The following is a 20,526-nucleotide window of genomic DNA, read 5'->3' on the forward strand; positions in this document are numbered from 1 at the left end:
GGCTCACCCCGCGGATTCGGACACCTCGGCCGGGGCCTCGGGCGTCTCCGGCGCCGGGCCCTCGGGCCAGTCCGGGCCTTCGGGCTCCTCGCCGGCGATGCGGTGGCGGCCCGCCCGGTTGGAGCGCAGGATCTTCGCCAGCACCATGTTGAACGTCAGCGCGATCTCCTGCGCGCCGGGCGAATGCCACTCGTGGATCGGGCTGCACGCGCCCTGGGCCTGCTGCACGGCGAGCCGGTCGGTGATCGCCGTCGGCATCACCAGCGAGCCGAAGTTGTCGCGCAGCTCGGCGATCCGGAACTGGTGCTCGTAGGACCGCACCCGCAGCTTGTTCACCAGGACGCCGATCGGGCGCAGGTCCGGGTTGAGCTCCTTGCGGATCTTCTCGATCGCTTCCAGGGCCCGGTTCGCGCCGGCGACGGCGTAGATCGTCGGCTCGGTGACGATCAGCGCGCTGTCCGCGGCGACCAGCGCCGACTTCGTCAGCCGGCCCAGCGACGGCGGGCAGTCCAGGATCACCAGCTCGTACGGCGTTTCGCGCAGCGGCGTGCGGTGCAGCTCGTCCAGCGCGCGGGAGAAGTTGGCCAGCCGCTCGCTGTCGGCGTCGGGGTCGTTGAGCAGTTCCAGCTCTTCGGTGCCGACCAGGACGTCGACGTCCTCGCTCCAGACGCTCGGCGCGATGGCGCGTTCGAGCACCTCGCGCGTCGGGGTCTCGAGCACGTCGGCGAGGGTCGCGTCGGTGTACGGCGGGTCGAGCGAGGTGGTGGCGTTGCCCTGCGGGTCGAGGTCCACCACCAGCGTCCGCGTGCCCCTACGCAGGGCGGCGGACGCGATACCGAGAGCGACCGTCGTCTTGCCGACGCCTCCCTTGAGGCTGAGTACGGCGACCGTGTGCACGACGACCAGCCTACGGGTGCGTGCGAGGCGCGCCGCCGGGCAAGGGGCGTTCACTCGAAGGGAGGAGCCGGGGAGGCGGCCCGGGGCGGGCACTACCCTGTGCGGCATGAAGACGGAGACCGTGGCCGCCCGGGGTTCGGGCCCCGTCCGCCGGGTGCTCGAGGCCGAGCTGAAGGCCGCCCGCGCCCGGGGCGCCGAGCACCCCCGCGTCGTCGACGTGGGTGGCGGCAGCGGCGGCTGGGCGGTGCCGTTCGCGGCCGCGGGCTGCCGGGTGACCGTCGTCGAGCCGAGCCCGAACGCCCTGGCCACGCTGCAGCGGCGGGCCGAAGAGGAAGGCGTCTCAGAGCTGATCACGGTCGTCGCGGACGACTCGGACGCGCTCGGCCGGTACGTCGAGGCCGGCTCGGCCGACCTGGTGCTGGCGCACGGGCTGCTGGAGATCGTCGACGACCCGGCCGCGGTGCTGGCCGCGCTGGCCACCGCGGTCGCGCCGGGCGGAGCGGTGTCGGTGCTGGTCGCGAACCGGCACGCGGCGGTGCTGCACCGCGCGCTTTCGGGCCGCGTCGGCGAGGCCCAACGGCTGCTCGAGAGCGCGGACGGGGTCGTCCCCGGCGACACCGTGCTGCGCCGGTTCTCCGCGGCCGGCCTGCGGGCCGAGCTGGAGGCCGCGGGCCTGGACGTGACGCTGCTGCAGGGCGACCGGGTGATCTCGGACCTGGTCGGCGGGGACGTCCGCGAGGACGAGCTGGCGGAGTTCGAGCGGGTCGCGGCGGGGTCGCCGGCGCTGCGGGACATCGCCGGCCGGCTGCACGCGGTCGCGCGGCACGCCTGACCCTTTTCGCGGCTGTTTCGGCCGTCGCGCTGCCGGCGTCGACGAAACTGTCGGTGGTGGCCGGTAGCGTCCCGGGCGTGGGGCGAAATGCTGAGCTGCCGGGCGGGATGGGCCGGTTCCGGGTCCGGCCGGGAGAACCGCTGCCGGACGACACCGGGTGCGGGATGCTGCACGTCGACATGGACGCGTTCTTCGTGTCCGTCGAGCTGCGGACCCGGCCCGAGCTGGCGGGCAAGCCGGTCGTCGTGTCCGGCGGCGGGCCGCGGGCCGTCGTCGCGGCGGCGAACTACCCGGCGCGGAAGTTCGGCGTTCGCTCGGCGATGCCGTTCTCGACGGCTAAGCGGCTGTGCCCGCACCTGATCAACATCCCACCGACGGGCGGGCTCTACAGCGAGGTCTCCCGCGGCGTGATGGGCATCTTCCGCGAGCTCACACCACTCGTCGAACCACTGAGCCTCGACGAGGCCTTCCTGGACGTCAGCGGGGCGCTGCGGCGCCTGGGCGCGACACCGGCGTCGCTGGGTGCGCAGCTCCGCTCGCGGGTCGCGGCCGAGCACGGGATCACCTGCTCGGTCGGGGTGGCGAAGGTCAAGTTCGTCGCGAAGCTGGCGTCGGGGATGGCGAAGCCGGACGGCATGGTCGTGGTGCCCGCGGCGGAGACGCTGGCGTTCCTGCACCCGCTGCCGGTGTCGGCGCTGTGGGGCGTCGGCGCGCGGACGGAGGAGCAGCTGCGCCGGCTGGGCCTGGACACGATCGCCGACGTCGCGGCGTTCCCGCCGGAGCGGCTGAAGAAGTCGCTGGGGACGGCCGTCGGCGAGCACCTGTACCGCCTCGCGCACGGGGTCGACGAGCGCGCGGTGGTCGTCGACTCCCCGGAGAAGTCGATCGGCGCGGAGCACACGTTCGACGTCGACCGCCATTCCCGTGCCGAGCTGGGCCTGGAGTTGCTGCGCCTGGCTACGCGCGTGGGGGCGACGCTGCGGGAGCGGGGCGTGCGCGGCCGGACGGTCTCGATCAAGGTGCGCTTCGCGGACTTCCGGACGATCACGCGCGCCCGCACGCTGGTCTCGGCGACGGACGTGGCGCGCGAGATCCACGCCGTGGCGGTGGCGTTGCTCACCGAGCACGCGCCGACGGGGGCGGTGCGGCTGATCGGGGTGCGCGTCGAGGGGCTCGACACGGGGGAGGCGGGGGAGCAGCTGGTGTTCGAGTCCCCGGCCCCGCGCTGGCGCGACGCGGAAGTGGCGGCGGACGTGGCGCGCTCGAAGTTCGGGTCGGCGGCCGTGCGGCCGGCTTCGTTGCTGGGGCCGCGGGAAAGCTTCCGCGACCGCCCCGCCCCTCCCGCGCGAGCCGTGCACACGGCGGGTGATCCTCCAGTCCGGGAGCCGTCCCCCACATCGCCGCCGACGTCGTAAAACGGTCACGATCGGCGACGGTGACCGTCCGCAACCCCGATCCGGAAGGATTTAGCCCAATTCGATCCCTACTGGATGCGGGATCGGGTAGTCGTCCGGGCGCGGGCCTCGTATCCTGGACAGTGCCACCCCGCCTGGGGTTGGCTGTTGGGTCCAGGACGTTGCGCGGCCCGGCGCCCGCGACAGCTGTGCCGGAGGAGGAAAGATGCCACTCTCCGAGCATGAGCAGCGGCTGCTCGATCAGATCGAGCGCGAGCTCTATGCCGAGGACCCCAAGTTCGCATCCACGGTGCGTGGCACCCGGTTGCGTCGCCCCGCTCGCCGACGGCGTATCCAGGGCATCGCCCTGTTCGTAGTGGGCGTGGCCCTGCTGGTGCTGGGCGTGGTGGTGCCGCAGTTCCGGGTGGCCGACATCCCGCTGATCAGCGTGCTCGGGTTCCTCGTGATGTTCTTCGGGGTCATGTTGGCCGTCACATCGCTTCGGCACGGCGCCGAAGCGGACGGCAAGGGCGGTGGATCGCGCGGGGCCAAGCAGTCGGGCCGCCGGAGTTCCTTCACCCAGCGCATGGAAGAACGCTTCCGCCAGCGCTTCGAAGAGCAGTAGCGCCGCCAGACCACGAGATCCGCGTCCCGCCGCCACGGTAGGACGCGGATCTTATTGTGTGCTCAACCACGCCGGCGACCCCGCACCGCGACTGTGGTGACAGTGGGTGACGCCCAGCTGGGTGATCCGCGTGCCCGGACCCGGAACTCGCGTGTCCGAACCCCGAACTCCCGTGATCAGAGACGTAACTCGCGTGATTGGAGGGGTATCTCGCGTGATCAGAAGGGCATCGGCGCTGATGCCCCTCCAGACACGCGCGATGCCCGCCTGGTCACGCGCGATGCCCGCCGGCGCACGTCTCAGTCGCGGTTGCGGAAGAGGGACTTCGGGAACAGGCGGCCCTTCCAGGACAGCGGGGCGTTCCGGTGCAGGCTCCGCCGCACGTGGTCGAACGCCGACGGCAAGGTTGGGTCCGGGGCGCCGTTCTCGCCGTACCAGGACTTCTCCACCACGCCGATCACCGTGCGCAGGCCGTCGCGGCCTTCGTCGTCCAGGTGGTGCTTCGCCGCCAGCTTCTGGCTTGCCACGCGGACGGTGTCGCTCGGCGGGATCGGCAACCCGCGGTCGGCGCACTCGGCCCGCAGCTCGGACCACGCCGCGTCCGCCGCACCCGGCCGCTGCGCGACGATCTCCTGCAGCCGGCGCCGCCGTCCGACGTCGCGCGCGGCCGACGGGCCCAGCAGCCCGGCCAGCAGGAGCACCACGATCAGGCTGAACCACCAGGCCACCAGCCACGTCAGCACGCCGAGCACCGCCACCCACAACGCGGCGGCGATGAGCGGCAGCCAGTTTCTGAGCGTCGCCGCGAGCCCGGTCGCCGCGGGTTCGCGGTCCGGCCGTCGGCGACGCCCGCCCGCGATCACCAGGACCGTCGCGACCAGCGCGAGCGCGACCAGCGCCAGGACGAGCACCCACAGCCAGGTCGGCGTGCCCTCGTCGGCCGCCTGCGGGCCCTGCGCCTGCTGGTTCTGCCCGGTGTCGCGGGGCACGCCGGTCGGCGCCGCGCTCGACTGGACCGTGCTCGGCGCCACCTGCGTGTCGTCGGGCTGGTTACCGTCCTGCGAGCCGGCCTGCAGGTACGACGGGGTGATGCCACGGCCGTCCGACAGCGGCGTCGGGTCGAAGGTCACCCAGCCCTTGTCGCCGAAGTACGCCTCGACCCACGCGTGCGCGTCCTGGGTGCTGATCGACAAGTAGTCGTTGACCTGCGAGCCGGGTGTGAAGCCGATGGCCACCCGCGACGGGATGCCCGCCACCCGCAGCATCACGGCCATCGCCGACGCGAACTGCTCGCAGAAGCCCCGCTTGCCGTTGAGGATGAAGTCGGCGAGCGCGTCGGCGTCGTTCGCCGGCGCGGTCTTCGTGTCGTAGACGAACCCGTTCTGCGCCGTGAAGTACCGCCAGATCGCCGACGCCCGGTCGAAGTCGTTGGACGCGCCGGCGATCAGCTGCTGCGTCTTCGCGCGGACGCGGTCGTCGACGCGGTCGAGCTGCGTGTAGCGCGGCGGCAGGTCGTCGACGCGCGGGGTCACGCGCAGCTCCTGGGCCGTGGGTTCCTTCAGCGACGCGTATTCGGTGTAGGACGGCGGAACCTCGCTGCGCGTGGTGAACACCGTGCCGCTGACCTGGTCGTAGAGGTAGCCGTTGGCGGCGCCGTCGATCACCCGCGGCGCGCCGTACACCGGCAGCCAGTTGTCGCGCCAGCTCGTCGGCTCGACGTCGATCCGGCGCGCGGCACCGCTGCCGTCGTCGCCCGGCGCGGCCGGCAGCTGCGGCCCGACCGGGACGCCCTGCTGCGAACGGCCGTCGTCGTGCAGGCCCCAGCCCTTGTTGGGGTAGTACGTGTCCAGCGTCATCGCGCGCAGCAGCCGCCGGTCGGTGCCGAGGCCGCGGACCTTGAACAGCTCGCGGTTGGCGCCCTGGTCGAGCATGCCGCGCAGCTCGGTGAACGGCTGGATGCCGAACCCGCCGGCGCCGGCGCCGGGGCCGTCGCCGCCGTTGCCGAACGGGATCCGCCCGACCGTGCCGACCCAGGTGATCGCGCCGCCGAACAGGCCGAGCACGATCGCCGCGGCCACCACCGCGACCGGCGCGGACAGCACAGCAGGCTTGCCGCTGCGCCCGGGCGCCTCCCGGGTCCGCCAGCGGCGGTGCCGGTGGTTGCCGTCGACCGCCAGCAGGCCCGCGAACGCGGCGCCGCCGAGCAGGAACGTCCACCACGGCAGCATTTCCTCGGAGAGCGCGGCCGGCACGGCGTAGACGCAGAGCAGCACGAGCCCGGTCGCGGCGGGGGCCGCGGCGGCCACCGTCAGCGTGTCGACCAGGACGGCGACCAGGCCGACCAGGATCGTCACCAGGCAGAGGATCGGCTGGCTGCCCTCCACCGGCGGCAGCCCGACGCGGATCTGGTCGGCGGCGGCCGACAGCGTGCTCCCGATCTCGCCGAACGCTTCCGGGCCGGGGATGACCTGCAGGATCCCGTGCGAGGTGAACGCGCCGGTGATCAGGAAGAGCAGCACCAGCAGCTGGCCGAGCCCGACCAGCACGGTCGGCACCTGCAGCGAGCGCAGCGCGAGGCCGGTCGCCGCGATCAGCAGCACCGCGACGAACAGGTAGCCGAACCAGGCCAGGCCCGACACGACGCTGGTCACCGACGTCGCCGCGCACAGCGTCGCGATCCCGGCGGCGGCGGGGGCGAGGAGGCTGCTCCGCCAGGCCGAAAGAGGGTGCTGCGAAGCGGGACGCCGCGGCGGGTTCGCGGACGGGCGCGGCGGGGCGGCGGTGCTCATCGGGTACCGCCGATCAGCGTGCCGCGGCGGGCGCCCGCCTGGCACAGCTCGGCCCACACCTGCGGCATCGGGGAACCCGGTCCCGCGATCACCACGCCCCAGCCGGCCGCGCGCAGCAGCGCCGCCGAGTCCTCGGTCGCGGCCGCGCGCTGTTCCGGCGCGCTGACGCCCGCCGACCACGTGGGCGTGTCCAGCAGGACGGCCAGGCTGCGGATGCCGCGCGGGCGGAACTGGGCCAGCTCGTGCACGGCCTCGGTGCTGACCGTGCCGAGCACGGCGATCAGCTCCTGGCCGTCGGCCGGGTCGCCGGCCAGCGTGATGTCGCGCTGGTGGGCGGGCTGCAGCGCGGCCAGCGCGTCGAGCACGACGTGGTCGTAGTGGTCGCCGCCGTCGCCGGGGGTGTCGGCGAGCGTGACGCCGTGCTCGCTGACCAGCCGGACGCGGTGCCCGGACCGGCGCAGGTGCAGGGCGGCCGAAGCGGCGAAGGACACCGCCCACTCCAGGCTGGCGGCCGGGCCGCTGCCGTGGTGGGCGGCCGCGCGGTGGTCGAGCAGCACCGTCGTGCCGCCGCGCCACGGCCGTTCCTCGACGCGCACCATGATCTCGTCGCGGCGGGCGGTCGAGCGCCAGTGCACCTTCCGCAGGTCATCGCCCTGGCGGTACTGCCGGACGATGACGTCGGCCTCGCCCTGCCCGGCGTGCAGCCGGACCGTGCCGTCGTCGCCGACGCCGATGCCCGCGCCGCTCGGCAGGCCCCACAGCGGGACCACCCGGGGCACGACGACCAGCCGCGAGTGCCCGATCAGCTCGCGCTCGAACTCGCAGAGCCCGAACGGGTCGGTGATGGTCGCGCGCAGCGGCCCGACCTGCTGGATCCCGCGCAGCACCGGCTGCAGCGGGTAGCGCAGCGCGACCTTCCGGTCGTGCGGGAGGCGTTCGACGACGAACCGCGGCCGCGAGCCCAGCGCGTACGGCACGCCGTCCTCGAGGAGGATCTCGCCGGCCGGCAGCCGCCCGCTGCGCCACAGCTCCAGCTGCACCTCGCCGGCGCCGCCGACCGCGACCCGCTGGGGGTGCAGCGCGCGGGTGGCGCCGATGCGCAGCCGGGTCGCCGAGATGAACGCGGCGACCAGCAGTGGCAGCGCCACCACGAAGACGGCGACCCGCAGCAGGTCGCGTTCGTTGAGCACGAACGAGCACACCGCGGCCGCCAGCCCGGCGGCCAGCAGGCAGCGGCCGCGGGTGGTCAGGCCGGACAGGGCACGCAGCACGTCGTCCTTCTCCCCTTCGAGGGCGGTTACTGGGGCCGGGAGCCCTGCGGCACCGGCACCCGGTGCAGCACCGCCCGCACGACGTCGGTCGCCGACCGGCGCGCCGCGTGGGCCTCGGTGGTCAGCACCAGGCGGTGCGCGAGCACCGGCACCGCGACCGTGTGCAGGTCGTCCGGCACGACGTAGTCACGCCCCGAAAGCGCCGCCTGCGCCCGCGCCGCGCGGACGAGGTGCAGCGTCGCGCGCGGGGACGCGCCGAGCCGGATCTCCGGGACCTGCCGGGTGGCCGCGACGAGGTCGACGGCGTACCGGCGGACCTCCGGCGCGATGTGCACGCCGCGGACCGTCTCGATCAGCCGGTGCACGGTCTCGCCGTCGGACACCGGCTGCAGGTCGTCCATCGGGTTGTGCCCGGCGTGCTCGTCGACCATGGCCAGCTCGGCCTGCTGGTCGGGGTAGCCGATGGAGACGCGCGTGGTGAACCGGTCGCGCTGGGCTTCGGGCAGCGCGTAGGTGCCTTCCATCTCGATCGGGTTCTGGGTGGCGATCACCATGAACGGCTCGTCGAGGTGGTAGGTCGAGGTGTCGACGGTGACCTGGTGCTCTTCCATGCACTCCAGCAGCGCCGACTGCGTCTTCGGCGAGGCGCGGTTGATCTCGTCGCCCACCACGATGTTCGCGAACACCGGGCCGGGGCGGAACTCGAAGTCGCCGGACTGCCGGTTGTAGATGGAGACGCCGGTGACGTCGCTGGGCAGCAGGTCCGGGGTGAACTGGATGCGGCTGACGGTGCAGTCGATCGAGCGGGCGAGCGCCTTGGCCAGCGACGTCTTCCCGACCCCGGGCACGTCCTCCACCAGGAGGTGGCCCTCGGCGAGCAGCGTGACCAGCGCGATCCGGATGACGTCGGGCTTGCCGACCAGCACCCGCTCCACGTTCGCGGCGATCCGCCGCGCGGTCTCGTGCAGTTCGTCCAGCGACACTCTGGCGGGGCGGCCGGCGGCCCGGCCGTTGCCCGCGGGCTCCGCCGGGTAAGGCGGTCGCCCGGATGCCTGCTCGCCCGATCCGGGCGCCGCAGACTGGATTCTCGACGTCACTCGACCTCCTGGTGGCGCATGGCCGCGCGCACTGTGCGCACCGCCGGGCCCGAACGGCCCCCATCGCTGCTGTCCGCGCGCAGCGACCAGCCTTCCATCCAGTGTGTCAAACCCGGGCGAACCTGGGGGCGGAACCCCGCGTAGCCCCGGGGAGCACGCCCGGCACGACGGTCGATGACACTGCGCAAGCAGGGACGATACCCCGAACGGGTGTGTTGTCACCCGATTCTGGGCGCTCCCGCTGACGCCTCGCGCTGTCGTATGCTGCGGTTCGAGGTCGCCCGGCTGTGTCCGCTTTCGGAGAGGCGTGATCGCTTGTGAGCGAGGTCCGCACCCAGCCGCCGTTCGACGTGCGCGGCTTCGCGGTCGCGCCCGAGCTGGCCACGGACGCGTACGCGAAGCTCGGCCGGCTGCAGGACGTCGTCGGCGAGATGGTCCGCGAGGCCAAGGTGCTCGGCCGGAGCGTTCCGCTGGGCGGCGGGTACGCCGGGGAGATCGGCAAGTTCATGGCCGAGTACGGCATCGGCGGGACGGGCTCGGCCGTCCAGCAGCTGACGGCGTTCGGCAAGGAGCTCGACACGCTCAAGCACCGGATCGGCCAGGCGCTGGCGAAGTACCAGCACGCCGACGAGCAGGCGGCCGACGGGGTGGACTGCACGGGTGGCTGAGCGCGTGAAGCTCCTGGGGGTCCCGGCCGTTCTCCTGCTGCTCGCCGGCTGCGGGCAGCAGCGAACCGCCGAACCGGCCGCCGGTCATTCTTCGGCGCCCGCCACCGCCACGGCCGGGCAGCCGCCCGTCGTCGCGTGGACCGGCCTTGCCGCGATCGACCCGTGCGCGCTGCTCGACCCGCAGGACCGCTCGACCGCCGGGGTGAGCGTGCTCGGCAAGCCCAAGGACATCGCGGGTGCCCGCGCGTGCGACTGGACCGTGCCCGGCGCCTTCGGCGTCACCGTGACCCTCAGCGATACCGACGGACTGGCCGACCTCGAGGTCGCGAAGAAGACGGCCACCAAGACCAAGGTCGGCACGCACCCGGCGCTGCAGGTGGCGGACAAGAAGGCCGCCGACGGCACCTGCGCGGTGCTGCTCGGGGTGGGCGACGCGGCCAGCGTCCAGATCGACGTCAGCAACACCGGCTTCTCGGACACCCCGCTCGCGTGCCGCCGCGCGGGCACGGTGGCCGGGCTGGTCGAGCCCAAGCTGCCCTGAACCGGGAGGTGCGCCGTGTCCGAAGCCCCAGTGCCCACCGCGAGGTACGAGGCCTACAGCCACGAGGCGATGGCCGCGGAGGTGGCGCGGGACAACGACCCGGTCGCCGCGGGCGAGGCGGGCGCGCGCTGGGACGGGCTGGCGAAACGGCTGCACGAGTCGACCGCCGACCTCGCCGCGCTGGTCGCGTCTTCGGAAGAGAACTGGCGTGGCCGGGCGGGCGACGCGGCGCGCGCGGCGGTGGACCGGGCCGCGCGGTGGCTGTCGCACTCCGCCGCGGTGTCGGCGTCGGTGGGCAGCGCGGTGAGCGCGCAGGCGGAGGCGGCCGCGCGGGCCCGCGCCGACATGCCGCCGCCGGTGACGTACGACCCGGCGGCGATGATCCGCGACGCCGCGTCGTCCGGGAACGTGCTCGTCCTGGCCGGGCTGGCCGACGAGATGGCCGCCCGCCGCGCCGAAGCGGAAGCCGCGCGGCAGAAGGCGATCGACGTCATGCGGACCCGTGACGAGGCCCTGCGCGGCCACGTGCCCGCCGAGACGTTCGCCGACCCGCCCACGCTGGGGCCGGCTTGATCCGCGTCTCGGCGTCGGCGTTCGACATCCTCTGGACCGACCTCGGGCACGACCGGCCGCCGGAGCCGCTGACCGTGCGCAGCGTCGGCGCGACCGAGGAGGAACGCGCCGAGGTGCGCTCGGCGGTGTACGAGAACCTCGCCGAGCGGGGCCTGTACGACGGCGCTTTGGCACCGGCGCTGGCCGCGCGTCTGGATCTCCTGGCGGGCGGCGAGGTGTTCGTGGCGTGCGAGGCGCTGGCGGACATGACGGCGGCGGCCCCGTTCCGCGCGGTCACGGCGAGCGGTGGCGGCCACGGCGTGCTGGCGACCCAGCCGGAGCAGACGATCGGCCTGGACTCGATCCGCCCGGCCGAGGTCTGCACGGCCCTGGTCGACGTCTTGCCGGAACTGACGGCGGGGCCCGGCTACGGCGTCAACCTGGCGGCGTCGGCGCTTTCGGGCGCATCGGGTTCGGCGTCGACGTCCGCGCAGCAGCAGGAGGTCCTGGCGATCCAGGCCCGGCCGGTGTACGCGGCGGGCCAGTTCAGCGTGAGCCGGCGTACGGCGTCGGGCCGGGTGGAGCGGGTGGGCGGCCTGACGTGGTTCGACACCGACGTCGGCGCGTACTGCGCGACCAGGACGCCGGGGCGAGGTGGGCAGGAGTGGGTGAACGTGACCCCGGTCGACAGCGCCCGGCTCGCTTCCCGCATCGCCGCCCTGATCACCCCGGAGGACTGACCACCCGGGCATCACGCGTGATTGAAGGGGCATCACACGTGATTGGAGGGGCATCTCGCGTGATTGAAGGGGCGACACGGTGATGCCCGCTCAATCACGGGTGATGCCCGCTGGATCACGGGTGATGCCTGCTGGATCACGGGTGATGCCCCGCTGATCACGCGGTGGCTCCACTGGGCCCCACCGGCGTCCCCCACCGGGCCCCACCCTGGCTCCCCACCTGGCCCCACGGGCTGGGCCTTGGGTTCTTTCGCGGCCGTTATGCGGACGTGTGGGGTACAGCTGAGGTTGCTCCGGCCCCCGGCACGGGGGATCTTGGCCACCGTCCCCCACTGCACCCCCCACCAGCCCCCACGCTGCTGACCTGGGCAAACGGACCACACGACGGAGTGAGGCGCCGGTTTCCCGCGTTGACTGTGGTGAAAAGTGGGGTACGGTGGTGGCCAGTGGGGCGGAAGGGAAGCCCCGGAGCCGTCCGAGGTGGTTCGCCACCCCAGGCGGTAGGGAGGTGGAGGCCGTGTTCCTCGGCACCCACACCCCGAAGCTGGACGACAAGGGGCGGCTCGCGCTGCCCGCGAAGTTCCGTGACGCCTTGGCGGGTGGGCTGATGCTTACCAAGGGGCAGGACCACTGCCTCTTCGTCTTCCCCCGCGCCGAGTTCGAGCAGATGGCGCGCAAGGTCGCCGACGCCCCGTTCACCAACGAGGCGGTCCGGGCCTACCAGCGCTACCTGTTCGCGGGCACGGACGAGCAACGGCCGGACGGCCAGGGGCGCATCAGCATCGCGCCCGAGCTCCGCCGCTACGCGGGGCTCAGCAAGGAGTGCGTGGTGATCGGGGCGATCACCAGGCTGGAGATCTGGGACGCCCAAGCGTGGCAGGGCTACCTGGAGGAGCACGAAGACAGCTACGCGAAGGCTCGAGAGGAAGTACTGCCGGGCGTCTTCTAGGCGCGTGGTCGCGGTGCACCTTCGTCGTCGGGGGACGAAGAGGTTCGCCGCCCGCGCGGTGCGGGACCGCCCACCCGGATGCCGTGAGGCCTCTGTCCGCTCAACAGCCCTGGTGCACCTTCCCCGGTACCAGGTCGGCAGCGGGCGGACAGGGACCTGACGGCATCCGCCATATTTCCCCCGGGCCGCCCAGGCGAGAAAGGGGGGAGGGACCATGACGGCACCCGAGCACGTCCCGGTGCTGCTGAGGCGCATCGTCGAGCTGTTCACTCCCGTGTTCGCCGAGCGCGACGCCGTCCTCGTGGACGCGACCGTCGGCCTCGGCGGGCACTCCGACGCCCTCCTCGAAGCGTTCCCGCGGCTGCGCCTCGTCGCGCTGGACCGCGACCCGGCCGCGCTGGAGAAGTCCGCCGAACGCCTCGCCCGCCACGGCGACCGCGTCGACTTCGTCCACACCGTCTACGACGGGCTCCCGGAAGCCCTCGAAAGCGTGGGCCTCGCCAAGGCCGATGGCATCCTGTTCGACCTCGGCGTCTCGTCGATGCAGCTGGACCGCGCCGAGCGCGGGTTCGCCTACTCGAAGGACGCGCCGCTCGACATGCGGATGGACCCGACCACCGGGTTCACCGCTGCCGACGTGCTCAACACCTACCCGCCCGGCGAGCTGATCCGGATCCTGCGCGACTACGGCGAGGAACGGTTCGCGCAGCGGATCGTCCGGGCCGTCGTGGCCGCGCGGGAGAAGGAGCCGTTCACGATGAGCGGCCGCCTGGTCGAGCTGCTCTACGACGCCGTGCCGGCGGCCAGCAGGCGGACCGGCGGCCACCCGGCCAAGCGCACGTTCCAGGCGCTGCGGATCGAGGTCAACGGCGAGCTGGAGGTGCTCCGCCGCGCCATGCCGGCCGCGCTGGGCGCGCTGCCGGTCGGCGGGCGGATCGTCGTCGAGTCGTACCAGTCCCTGGAAGACCGGCTGGTCAAGCAGGCGCTGGCCGAGCTCGCGAAGTCCCGCACCCCGGAGGGGCTCCCGGTCGAGCTGCCGGGACACGGGCCGGAGCTGAAGCTCCTGACCCGGGGCGCCGAAAAGGCCGGCGAAGAGGAGATCGAGGAAAACCCGCGCGCCGCTTCGGTGCGGTTGCGGGCCGCAGAGAGGATCGGAGAGCCGCGATGACCGCTCCCACGAAGTCCCGCCGCCGCAACGCGCCGGCGACGCGGGGCCGCAGCGAGGCCGCCCGCACCTCGACCACCGTCGAGCCGGACCCGCAGACCCTCCAGCCGGGCACGGCCGCGCCGCGCCGCGCGTCGCGGGGCCGCACGTCCGCGGCCGAGCGCGCCTACGCGCGCCGCGCCCAGCGCGCCGACCTGCTCAAGGAGCGCGAGCCGCGGCCGAAAGCCGAGCCGGGACAGCCGCGGCCGAAGGTCAAGCTCAAGCTGCGGCTGCCGAAGTCGCGCGCGTCGTTCGTGCTGATGATGATGGCGCTGCTGGCCGCCGGCGTGGCGACCACGCTGTGGCTGACCACGCAGGCGATCGCCGACTCCTACCGGCTCGAGCAGCTGCGCACGACCAACTCGAACCTGGCCGAGACGAAGGAACAGCTGCAGCGCGAAGTGGCGAAGGCCGAGTCGCCCTCGTCGCTGGCCCCCGCGGCCCAGCAGCTGGGCATGGTCCCGGGCGGCGACCCGGCACGCATCGTCGTCGGCCCGGACGGGAAGACCTCGCTCGTCGGCGAGCCCAAGAAGGCCAAGGCGGACACGCCGGCGGTGCCCGCGGCGCCCCCGGCCGCGCCCGCCGCCGGCACCCAGTCGCAGCAGGGCGCGCCGATCGAGGGCGACCAGCCCGCCGTGCCCGCCGACGAGCAGCCCGCGCCACCGGCGCAGCCGGGCGGCGGCCAGTGATGGCTTCGAGCCGGGGGCAGGCCCGCTCGCGCGCCACGGGCAGCGCGCGGCGGACCTACGCCGCCGGGACGCGCAGCGCGGCCGCGCGGCGGGGCAACGGCGGCCACCGCGGCCGGTTCTCCGCCGTGCGCCTGATCCTGGTCGCCGTGCTGCTCGTCGCGGGCGTGAAACTGGTGCAGGTGCAGTGGTTCGACGCCGCGGCGCTCTCGGCCGCGGCCGAGCGGCAACGCGCCCAGACCATCGACATCCCCGCCCAGCGCGGGTCCATTGTGGACCGCAACGGCGCCAAGCTCGCGTTCAGCGTCGAAGTGCGCTCGCTGTCGGTGAACCTGAAGACGCTCCACAAGAACATGGACGACTTCGCCGCGAAGAACCCCGGCACGAAGAAGACGTTCGACAGCGAGACGGCCGACGCCGCGAAGTACATCGCCGCCAAGGTGCCGAACCAGCTGACCGAGCCGCAGCTGCTGGAGCTGCTGCGCAAGCCGGCGTCGTTCACCTACCTCGAGCACAACGTCGAGCCGTCGGTCGCGGCCGACATCGTCAAGCACTTCGCGTGGATCAGCGTCGAGACGCGCGCGCTGCGCGAGTACCCGGGCGGCAGCCTGGCGTCGAACATCGTCGGCGCCGCGAACTGGCGCTCCGACGACGTGGACGTGTCCAAGCACAACCTCCACGGCCTCGTCGGGCTGGAGCAGCTGCGCGACAACGACCTGGCGGGCACGCCGGGCCGGATGCTGGTCAACACGAAGAACGGCAGCGACAACGTCGTCATCCCGGGCACCGAGCGCGACCTGCAGGCCGCCGTGCCGGGGTCGGACCTCGAGCTGACCATCGACTCCGACCTGCAGTACGAGGTGCAGCGGCAGCTGTCGGACTACGTCGAGCAGTCGCACGCCAAGGGCGGGCAGGCGGTCGTGCTGGACGCCAAGACCGGCGAGGTCTACGCGCTGGCCAACGACAAGACGTTCGACCCCAACGACCAGTCGACCTGGACGAACGAGGACCTCGCCAACCCCGCGGTGACCACGCCGTTCGAGCCCGGCTCGGTCAACAAGGTCGTCACCGCCACCGGCGCGATCGACTACGGCGTCGCGACGCCCGAGTCGACCATCCAGGTGCCCGGCGCGCTGCAGGTGGCCGACAAGACCGTGCACGACGCGTGGACGCACGGCACGCAGACATTCACCACCACCGGGATCTTCGCCAAGTCGTCCAACATCGGGACGCTGCTGCTGGCGCAGAAGATCGGCGAGGAGCGCTACTCCGACCTGCTCAAGAAGTTCGGCCTCGGCCAGCGCACCGGCGTCGGCCTGCCCGGCGAGAGCGCCGGTGTCGTGCCCGCGCGCAGCCAGTGGTCGGCGACCACCTTCGGCAACCTGCCGATCGGGCAGGGCCTGTCGATGACCGTGCTGCAGATGGCCGGGATGTACCAGGCGATCGCGAACGACGGCCTGCGCGTCGAACCGCGGATCGTCAAGGCGAAGGTGAACCCGGACGGCACGGTGGTGCCCGAGCCGGCGCCGAAGTCGGTCCAGGTGGTCGGCCCGCAGACGGCCAAGACGGTGCGCGACATGATGCGCGCGGTCGCCCAGAACGGCAAGGGCCTGCAGAAGGGCACCGCGCCGACCGCGGCGGTCGAGGGCTACCAGATCTCCGGGAAAACCGGCACCGGCCAGCAGGTCGACCCGCGGACGCACGCCTACAGCGACCACCTGTACAACATCACCTTCGCCGGTATCCTGCCCGCCGACCACCCCCGGTTCGTCGTCGGGATCCGGCTCGACGCGCCCGACACGACCCTGCCGGTGGGGCACTCGGCCGCGCCGCTGTTCCACACCATCGCGTCGTACCTGACGCAGCGGTACCAGATCCCGCTGTCGGACGGCCCGTCGCCGGAGGTCCCGCTGATCGTGCAGTGAGCACGGTCCGTCAAAGGCCCCTTACCGGGTGCGGGCCTTCCGCGTCCACTGTGCACAGCGGCCCTGCGCGCCGGGGGAAAGCCTTGCGGCGCAACGGGGTGCGGGACGCCGTCTAGCACATGTGCCTCAGCCGCGCGCAATCGCCGTACCGCGTGCGGGCCCCCCGGACGCCCGCCGGTAGCCTCTTGGCCGTGTCCGTGTCCTCGTCCAGTTCCCAGGTGCCGGAAAGCCCGGTGAAAGCGGTCCCCGCGCCGCCGCGCCCGGCGCGCATCGACCCGGTCCCGCTGGCGACGCTGCTCGCCAGGGCGGACGCGCGGCTGATCGCCGAGTCGCCCGACGCCGCCGAGCTCACCGTCACCGGCACCACGCTGCGCGCCCAGCACGTGCTGCCCGGCGACCTCTTCGCCGCCCTGCCCGGCGCCCGCGCCCACGGTGCCGACTTCAGCGACCAGGCGATCGCCGCCGGTGCCGTCGCGGTCCTCACCAACGCCGACGGGGCCGAGCGCCCCGCGCTGCGCGACGCCGGCGTCCCGATCCTGGTGCACGCCGACCCGCGCGCCGCCCTCGGCGAGATCGCCGCCTGGATCTACGGCGAGCCGTCGTTGCGGCTGGCCGTCCTGGGCGTCACCGGGACCTCGGGCAAGACCACGACGTCCTACCTGGTCGACGCCGGGTTGCAGGCCGCCGGGCTGACCACCGGCCTGATCGGCACCGTCGAGACGCGCATCGCCGGCGAGCGGCTGGTCAGCGGGTTCACCACGCCGGAGGCACCGGACCTGCAGGCACTGCTCGCGGTCATGCTGGAGCGCGGCGTCACGCACGTGCCGATGGAGGTCTCGAGCCACGCGCTCGCGCTGGGCCGCGCCAACGGCACCCGGTTCGCGGTCGGCGCGTTCACCAACCTCTCCCAGGACCACCTGGACTTCCACAAGGACATGCAGGAGTACTTCGCCGCGAAGTCGCTGCTGTTCGACGGCCGCTCGACCACCGAGGTCGTCGTGGTCGACAGCGCGTGGGGCCAGGCGCTGCTCACACCGCAGACGGTCACCGTGACCACGGACCCGGGCACCGAGGCCGCGTGGAAGGCCACCGACCTGCAGGCCACGCCGCACGGCGAGCAGACGTTCACCCTGCACGGCCCGGACGGCCTCAGCGCGCCCGCGCGGATCCCGCTGCCGGGCGAGTTCAACGTCGCCAACGCCGTGCTGGCCGCGGCGATCCTCGGCACCGCCGGGGTGGCCCTGGAGCACATCGTGACCGGGCTCGCCCGGGTGCAGGTGCCGGGCCGGATGGAACGGGTCCACGTCGGCCAGGCGTTCACCGCCGTCGTCGACTACGCCCACAAGCCGGCCGCGGTCGCCCAGGGCCTGGACGCCCTGCGGGCCCGCGCCGAGGGCCGGATCATCACCGTCCTCGGCTGCGGCGGCGACCGCGACACCGCCAAGCGCCCGATGATGGGCGAGGCGGCGGCTCGCCGCAGCGACGTCCTGATCGTCACCGACGACAACCCGCGCTCCGAAGACCCCGCGGCGATCCGCGCCGCGATGCTCGCCGGCGCCCGCGCCGTCGGGCCCGCCGAGGGCGGGGAGGTCGTCGAGATCGGTGACCGCCGCGAAGCCATCGAGCACGCCGTCGCGCTCGCCGAGCCGGGCGACATCGTCTTCGTCGCCGGCAAGGGGCACGAGTCCGGCCAGGAGGCCGGCGGCGTCGTGCACCCGTTCTCCGACCGCGACGAGCTGGCCGCGGCCATCCGCAACAAACTCGAGGTGAGTGTGTGATCGTGCTCAGCCTGGCCGAGATCGCCGACGTCGTCGGCGGCCGGCTGCACCGCGCCGACGCGGGCGCCCAGGTGACCGGCAGCGTGGAGTTCGACACCCGGAAGCTCACGCCGGGCGGCCTGTTCGTCGCCCTGCCCGGGGAGAAGGTCGACGGCCACGACTTCGCCGCGCAGGCCGTCGAAGCCGGCGCGGTCGCCGTGCTGGCCGCCCGCGAGGTCGACGCGCCCGCGATCGTCGTGCCGCCGCTCGCGGCGGGCGAGGCCCACGAGCGGTCGGTCGCGCTGACCGGCGACAAGGACGGCTCCGGCGCCGCGGTGCTGGCCGCGCTGGGCAAGCTGGCCCGGTTCGTCGTGCAGCGCCTGGCCGAGGGCACCCTGACCGTCGTCGGCGTCACGGGCTCATCCGGCAAGACGTCGACGAAGGACCTGATCGCCCAGCTGCTCGAGCCGCTCGGCCCGACGGTCGCGCCGCCCGGGTCGTTCAACAACGAGCTGGGCCACCCCTGGACGGCGTTGCGTGCCGACGCCGGGACCCGGCACCTGGTGCTGGAGCTCTCGGCCCGCGGGCCCGGCCACATCGCCCACCTCGCCGAGATCGCCCCGCCGCGGATCGGCGCGGTGCTCAACGTCGGCAGCGCGCACGTCGGCGAGTTCGGCTCGCGCGAAGGCATCGCGAAGACCAAGGGCGAGCTGGTCGAGGCGCTGCCCGAGGACGGCGTCGCCGTGCTCAACGCCGACGACCCGCTGGTCAGCGCCATGGCGAGCCGCACGAAGGCCCGCGTCGTGTTCTTCGGCGAGAGTGCGTCCGCCCAGGTCAGGGCGACCGGCATCACGCTCGACGACCAAGCCCGCGCGTCCTTCCGGCTGGTCACCCCGGCGGGGGAGGCGGACGTGCGGCTGCCGCTGCACGGCGAGCACCACGTGAGCAACGCCCTCGCCGCCGCCGCGATCGCGCTGGAGCTGGGCTCGTCGCCGGACGAGGTCGCCGCGCGGCTGTCGGCCGTCGAGCGGCGCTCGGCGCGGCGCATGGAGGTCGTCACGCGGCCCGACGGCGTCACGATCCTCAACGACTCCTTCAACGCCAACCCCGAGTCGATGCGGGCCGGCCTGAAGGCCCTCGCGGCGATGACGCGGGAGTCCGGCCGCCGGTCCTGGGCCGTGCTCGGCGTGATGGGCGAGCTCGGCGCGGACGCCGTCACCGCCCACGACGAGATCGGCCGCCTGGTCGTCCGGCTCAACATCGCCAAGCTCGTCGTGATCGGCCCCGAGGCGGCGGCCATGCACCAGGGCGCGCACCAGGAGGGCTCCTGGGGCGAGGAATCCACTCTGGTACCCGACGTCGGGGCCGCGATCGCTCTGCTGCATGATCAGCTCCGTCCCGGGGACGTCGTGCTGGTCAAGGCCTCCAAGGCGGCCGGCCTCTGGCGGGTCGCCGAAGCGCTGCTCGAACCCCGGGAAACCGACAACTCCGAAGAACGCTCGAACGGTGGTGACGCGTGATCAGCATCCTGATCGCGGCCGCGGCGGGCCTGCTGATCTCCATCCTGCTCACGCCGTACCTGATCCGGGTGTTCTCCCGGCAGGGCTTCGGCCAGGAGATCCGTGAAGAAGGCCCGCAGGGACACAAGTCCAAGCGCGGTACCCCGACCATGGGCGGTGTCGCGATCATCATCGCGATGGTCGTCGGGTACTTCGCCGCGCACTTGATCAACTGGATGTTCAACTCCCGCAGCGGCGCGCCGACGGCCTCCGGGCTGCTCGTGCTGATGCTCGCGGTGGGCCTGGGGATCGTCGGGTTCCTCGACGACTTCATCAAGATCCGCAAGCAGCGCAACCTGGGCCTGAACAAGACCGCGAAGCTGGTCGGCCAGCTGGTGGTCACGATCGCGTTCGCGGTGCTGGCGCTGAACTTCGCCGACTCGCGCGGCATCACGCCGGCGTCGGTGAGCCTGTCCTACGTCCGCGACCTCGCGCTGATCACCTTCCCCGCGGTGTTCTTCGTGATCTTCTGCTACATCGTGATCTCCGGCTGGTCGAACGCGGTGAACTTCACCGACGGCCTCGACGGCCTGGCCGGCGGCTCGGCGGCGATGGTGCTCGCGACCTACGTCGTCATCGCGTTCTGGCAAGAGCGGCTCAACTGCGCCAACGGCCCGGCGCCCGCCTGCTACGACGTCCGCGACCCGCTCGACCTGGCGGTGGTCGCCGCCGCGGCCACCGGCGCCTGCGTCGGGTTCCTCTGGTGGAACGCGGCCCCGGCCAAGATCTTCATGGGCGACACCGGCTCGCTCGCCCTCGGCGGCCTGGTCGCCGGGCTGTCCATGACCACCCGCACCGAGCTGCTCGCCATCGTCATCGGCGGCCTGTTCATGGTCGAGATGATCTCGGTGGTCGCGCAGATCGCGGTGTTCCGGACGACCCGGCGAAGGCTGTTCCGGATGGCGCCCTTCCACCACCACTTCGAACTCGCCGGGTGGGCGGAAACCACGGTGATCATCCGGTTCTGGCTGCTCTCGGCCATCTGCTGCATGTTCGGGCTCGGTCTGTTCTACAGCGAGCAGCTGGGCTTCGGAGGCTGA

18 protein-coding genes are annotated in these 20,526 nt (G+C 73.2%); 14 read left to right on the top strand and 4 right to left on the bottom strand.

Annotated elements, in window-relative coordinates; genetic code table 11:
- Positions 1 to 3: 3 nt before the first annotated feature.
- Positions 4 to 897, bottom strand: a complete 894-nt coding sequence (locus OG738_RS25810) for a ParA family protein (RefSeq protein ID WP_329044717.1) — start codon at positions 895 to 897, stop codon at positions 4 to 6.
- Between the two features lie 106 nt (positions 898 to 1,003).
- Between OG738_RS25810 and OG738_RS25815 the strand changes: the two genes are divergently transcribed.
- From OG738_RS25815 to OG738_RS25825, 3 genes are all read left to right on the top strand, one after another.
- Positions 1,004 to 1,729 (top strand): methyltransferase domain-containing protein, encoded by a 726-nt coding sequence (locus OG738_RS25815; protein ID WP_329044719.1) that lies wholly within the window; start codon positions 1,004 to 1,006, stop codon positions 1,727 to 1,729.
- A 107-nt stretch (positions 1,730 to 1,836) separates the two neighbouring features.
- A complete protein-coding gene (gene dinB, locus OG738_RS25820; RefSeq protein WP_329056838.1) occupies positions 1,837 to 3,144 on the top strand; it encodes a DNA polymerase IV in 1,308 nt (435 codons plus the stop codon).
- A gap of 205 nt (positions 3,145 to 3,349) precedes the next feature.
- Positions 3,350 to 3,748, top strand: coding sequence for a DUF3040 domain-containing protein (locus OG738_RS25825; protein WP_329044720.1), 399 nt, complete (start codon positions 3,350 to 3,352; stop codon positions 3,746 to 3,748).
- 299 nt (positions 3,749 to 4,047) lie between these two features.
- Here OG738_RS25825 and OG738_RS25830 read toward each other — a convergent pair whose 3' ends face one another.
- The 3 genes from OG738_RS25830 to OG738_RS25840 are packed head-to-tail and all read right to left on the bottom strand — an operon-like array spanning position 4,048 to position 8,905.
- Positions 4,048 to 6,537, bottom strand: a complete 2,490-nt coding sequence (locus OG738_RS25830; RefSeq protein WP_329044721.1) for a transglutaminase family protein — start codon at positions 6,535 to 6,537, stop codon at positions 4,048 to 4,050.
- On the bottom strand, positions 6,534 to 7,808 hold the full coding sequence (locus OG738_RS25835; RefSeq protein ID WP_329044724.1) for a DUF58 domain-containing protein: 1,275 nt from the start codon (positions 7,806 to 7,808) through the stop codon (positions 6,534 to 6,536). Before OG738_RS25835 ends, OG738_RS25830 begins: the two co-directional genes overlap by 4 nt.
- A 26-nt stretch (positions 7,809 to 7,834) precedes the next feature.
- Positions 7,835 to 8,905: an AAA family ATPase gene (locus tag OG738_RS25840; RefSeq protein ID WP_329044725.1), complete on the bottom strand. Its 1,071-nt coding sequence runs from the start codon at positions 8,903 to 8,905 to the stop codon at positions 7,835 to 7,837.
- 317 nt (positions 8,906 to 9,222) lie between these two features.
- Between OG738_RS25840 and OG738_RS25845 the strand changes: the two genes are divergently transcribed.
- The 11 genes from OG738_RS25845 to mraY all read left to right on the top strand — a co-directional run bounded on the left by OG738_RS25845 (position 9,223) and on the right by mraY (position 20,526).
- Positions 9,223 to 9,573, top strand: a complete 351-nt coding sequence (locus OG738_RS25845; RefSeq protein WP_329044726.1) for a hypothetical protein — start codon at positions 9,223 to 9,225, stop codon at positions 9,571 to 9,573.
- The gene (locus OG738_RS25850) at positions 9,566 to 10,114 is read left to right on the top strand and encodes a DUF3558 domain-containing protein (protein ID WP_329044727.1); all 549 of its coding nucleotides are present in this window, start codon (positions 9,566 to 9,568) and stop codon (positions 10,112 to 10,114) included. The genes OG738_RS25845 and OG738_RS25850 overlap by 8 nt, the downstream gene beginning before the upstream one ends.
- Before the next feature lie 15 nt (positions 10,115 to 10,129).
- Positions 10,130 to 10,687, top strand: a complete 558-nt coding sequence (locus OG738_RS25855) for a PPE domain-containing protein (RefSeq protein ID WP_329044728.1) — start codon at positions 10,130 to 10,132, stop codon at positions 10,685 to 10,687.
- Positions 10,684 to 11,406: an ESX secretion-associated protein EspG gene (locus OG738_RS25860; RefSeq protein WP_329044729.1), complete on the top strand. Its 723-nt coding sequence runs from the start codon at positions 10,684 to 10,686 to the stop codon at positions 11,404 to 11,406. Before OG738_RS25855 ends, OG738_RS25860 begins: the two co-directional genes overlap by 4 nt.
- A 517-nt stretch (positions 11,407 to 11,923) precedes the next feature.
- Complete coding sequence (gene mraZ / locus OG738_RS25865; protein ID WP_329044731.1) at positions 11,924 to 12,355, top strand: division/cell wall cluster transcriptional repressor MraZ; 432 nt, start codon at positions 11,924 to 11,926, stop codon at positions 12,353 to 12,355.
- Positions 12,356 to 12,569: 214 nt separating this feature from the next.
- Positions 12,570 to 13,523, top strand: coding sequence for a 16S rRNA (cytosine(1402)-N(4))-methyltransferase RsmH (gene rsmH, locus OG738_RS25870; RefSeq protein WP_329044732.1), 954 nt, complete (start codon positions 12,570 to 12,572; stop codon positions 13,521 to 13,523).
- Positions 13,520 to 14,248, top strand: a complete 729-nt coding sequence (locus tag OG738_RS25875; protein ID WP_329044733.1) for a hypothetical protein — start codon at positions 13,520 to 13,522, stop codon at positions 14,246 to 14,248. The genes rsmH and OG738_RS25875 overlap by 4 nt, the downstream gene beginning before the upstream one ends.
- Positions 14,248 to 16,170 carry a peptidoglycan D,D-transpeptidase FtsI family protein gene (locus tag OG738_RS25880; protein WP_329044734.1) on the top strand — a complete coding sequence of 641 codons (1,923 nt, stop codon included), beginning with the start codon at positions 14,248 to 14,250 and terminating at the stop codon, positions 16,168 to 16,170. Before OG738_RS25875 ends, OG738_RS25880 begins: the two co-directional genes overlap by 1 nt.
- A gap of 233 nt (positions 16,171 to 16,403) precedes the next feature.
- Entirely contained in the window at positions 16,404 to 17,948 is a 1,545-nt protein-coding gene (locus OG738_RS25885; protein WP_329056839.1) for a UDP-N-acetylmuramoyl-L-alanyl-D-glutamate--2,6-diaminopimelate ligase, read from the top strand.
- A complete protein-coding gene (locus OG738_RS25890; RefSeq protein WP_329044735.1) occupies positions 17,945 to 19,447 on the top strand; it encodes a UDP-N-acetylmuramoyl-tripeptide--D-alanyl-D-alanine ligase in 1,503 nt (500 codons plus the stop codon). The genes OG738_RS25885 and OG738_RS25890 overlap by 4 nt, the downstream gene beginning before the upstream one ends.
- Positions 19,444 to 20,526, top strand: coding sequence for a phospho-N-acetylmuramoyl-pentapeptide-transferase (gene mraY / locus OG738_RS25895; protein WP_329044737.1), 1,083 nt, complete (start codon positions 19,444 to 19,446; stop codon positions 20,524 to 20,526). Before OG738_RS25890 ends, mraY begins: the two co-directional genes overlap by 4 nt.

The organism is Amycolatopsis sp. NBC_01488 (genome assembly GCF_036227105.1).
In the GTDB taxonomy this organism is placed as follows: Bacteria; Actinomycetota; Actinomycetes; order Mycobacteriales; family Pseudonocardiaceae; genus Amycolatopsis.

What these genes read in the sequence shown, in the direction of transcription:
- OG738_RS25815 (WP_329044719.1), top strand. Translation starts at nt 1,004, where the DNA reads ATGAAGACGGAGACCGTGGCCGCCCGGGGTTCGGGCCCCGTCCGCCGG.
- dinB (WP_329056838.1), top strand. Translation starts at nt 1,837, where the DNA reads ATGGGCCGGTTCCGGGTCCGGCCGGGAGAACCGCTGCCGGACGACACC.
- OG738_RS25825 (WP_329044720.1), top strand. Translation starts at nt 3,350, where the DNA reads ATGCCACTCTCCGAGCATGAGCAGCGGCTGCTCGATCAGATCGAGCGC.
- OG738_RS25830 (WP_329044721.1), bottom strand. Translation starts at nt 6,537, where the DNA reads ATGAGCACCGCCGCCCCGCCGCGCCCGTCCGCGAACCCGCCGCGGCGT.
- rsmH (WP_329044732.1), top strand. Translation starts at nt 12,570, where the DNA reads ATGACGGCACCCGAGCACGTCCCGGTGCTGCTGAGGCGCATCGTCGAG.
- OG738_RS25875 (WP_329044733.1), top strand. Translation starts at nt 13,520, where the DNA reads ATGACCGCTCCCACGAAGTCCCGCCGCCGCAACGCGCCGGCGACGCGG.
- OG738_RS25880 (WP_329044734.1), top strand. Translation starts at nt 14,248, where the DNA reads ATGGCTTCGAGCCGGGGGCAGGCCCGCTCGCGCGCCACGGGCAGCGCG.